This window comes from Mycobacterium sp. ZZG, from assembly GCF_054786995.1.
The window spans coordinates 1-1597 of sequence record NZ_JBTBFV010000148.1; the positions used below are offsets into that span (position 1 = coordinate 1).

Consider the following 1597-nt stretch of genomic DNA (forward strand, 5'->3'; position numbering starts at 1 on the left):
TGTCAATGGACAGTTGGAACTGCCCGTAGGCGGACATGAGAAGTGCCCGTAGGTGGCCAGTAAGAACTGCCCAGTGGCGGACACGAATCTGCCCGTGAGGGGTGGAGTCCGCCACCGGTGGTTGAGGCCGTCAGGTCAAGGGCATGACTCCTTTTCCGTGCAGGGCTTGGGCCAGGCGCACGGAGTCGCCGCTGGTCTGGCAGAGGTGCGCGTGGTGCAGCAGCCGGTCCACGGTGGCGGTGGCCAACGTTTTGGGCATCAGCTCGTCGAAGCCGCTGGGATGTAGGTTCGACGAGATCGCCACCGAGCGGCGCTCGTAGGCGGCTTCAACGATGCGGTAGAGCCCTTCTGCGGCATCGGCACCGACCGGAAGTAGTCCGACGTCATCAATGACTACAAGCTCGGCACGCACGATCTTGGCCACGGCCTTGCCCAGGGTGTCATCAGCGCGGTGGGCGCGGACGAGGACTCCGATCTGCTCGAGAGTGAACCATGCCACCGGCATGCCGGCCTCGATCACTTTCTGTCCCAACGCTTCGAGGAAGAAGGTCTTGCCGGTGCCGGCGGGCCCGCACACCACCAGATTCTCCCGACGACTTACCCATTCCAGAGTTTGCAGAGCCTGTTGGGTCGGTAGCGGGATCGATGAGGCGTTCGGGTCCCAGACATCGAAGGTCTTTCCGGTGGGGAATCCAGCGGCTTTGCGTCGGGCGGCCAGCATGGATCGGGCCCGGCCGGCGGCTTCTTCGCTCAGCAGCGCTTTGATCACTTCGGTGGGGTCCCAGCGTTGGGATCGGGCGGTGGCCAGCACATCGGCGGCGATCGCTCGGGCGTGCGGCAACCGCAGGTTACGCATCAGCGTTTCGAGGTCGGCAGGCAACTGCGCTGCGGCGGCGGTGGTGGTGGTCATGCGGGGCCTCCGTCGCCAGTGCTGATGATGGTGCGGCCGAACAGGTTCCATCCGCTGGTGCCTTGTGCCAGGGAGGTGTCTTCGTCGGCGCCGCGGCGCGTGAGGTCGAGGCCTTTGGCGGCCAGGATGGAGTCGAGGTCGCCGGTGGCAAAGCGCCCGTGCACTGCGGCGTGCCCGAGCGCCCAGTCCACATCCGCGCGCCCAGCCAGGGCGGAGAGTTCCACGGCATGGGCCATTTTCTGCAGGATCCGTTCGGTGCCGATTGCGGCGGCTTCTTTGAGCCATACCGCCGCGCCGGGCCCGAGCGCCAGGAAGGTCTGCTCGCTGACGGTGCGGGCCCGCACCCGGTAGTCACCGGGCACCTTGTCGCGGTGGCCGGGGAAATGGGTGTCGTCGATCGCGGGGCTGCCGGGGGTGGCCCGGCGGTGCCGCGCGACTTCGATCGGGCCGCGGTCGTCGAGGGCGCAGATCACGATCTCGTCGGTGCCGTCGTGGTTGCGGATCCACACTGTCTGGCCCAATAGTGTTGCTGGCAGCGAATAGTGGCAGTGTTCGAAGGTGACCATGGGGGTGTTGTCGGGGACGCGTCGGGTCACCCCGAGTGCCGCGGTGTGGGGCAGGTCGGGTATCGCGTGCAGGGCAGGGCGTTCTGCGGTGAGCATCTCGGCCGGCCGTCGCCCGGTGGTG

The 1597-nt window shown here is 67.1% G+C and carries 2 protein-coding genes; both read right to left on the minus strand.

What is annotated here, in order from left to right:
- Window positions 1-130: 130 nt before the first annotated feature.
- On the minus strand, window positions 131-910 hold the full coding sequence (locus ACXMYJ_RS29030) for an ATP-binding protein (protein WP_460359539.1): 780 nt from the start codon (window positions 908-910) through the stop codon (window positions 131-133).
- Window positions 907-1597 (minus strand): Mu transposase domain-containing protein (locus ACXMYJ_RS29035; RefSeq protein ID WP_460359540.1); only part of this gene is annotated, 691 nt, incomplete at its 5' end. The genes ACXMYJ_RS29035 and ACXMYJ_RS29030, both read right to left, overlap by 4 nt.

Coding starts and splice junctions, on each gene's coding strand:
- ACXMYJ_RS29030 (WP_460359539.1), bottom strand. CDS start 910: ATGACCACCACCACCGCCGCCGCAGCGCAGTTGCCTGCCGACCTCGAA.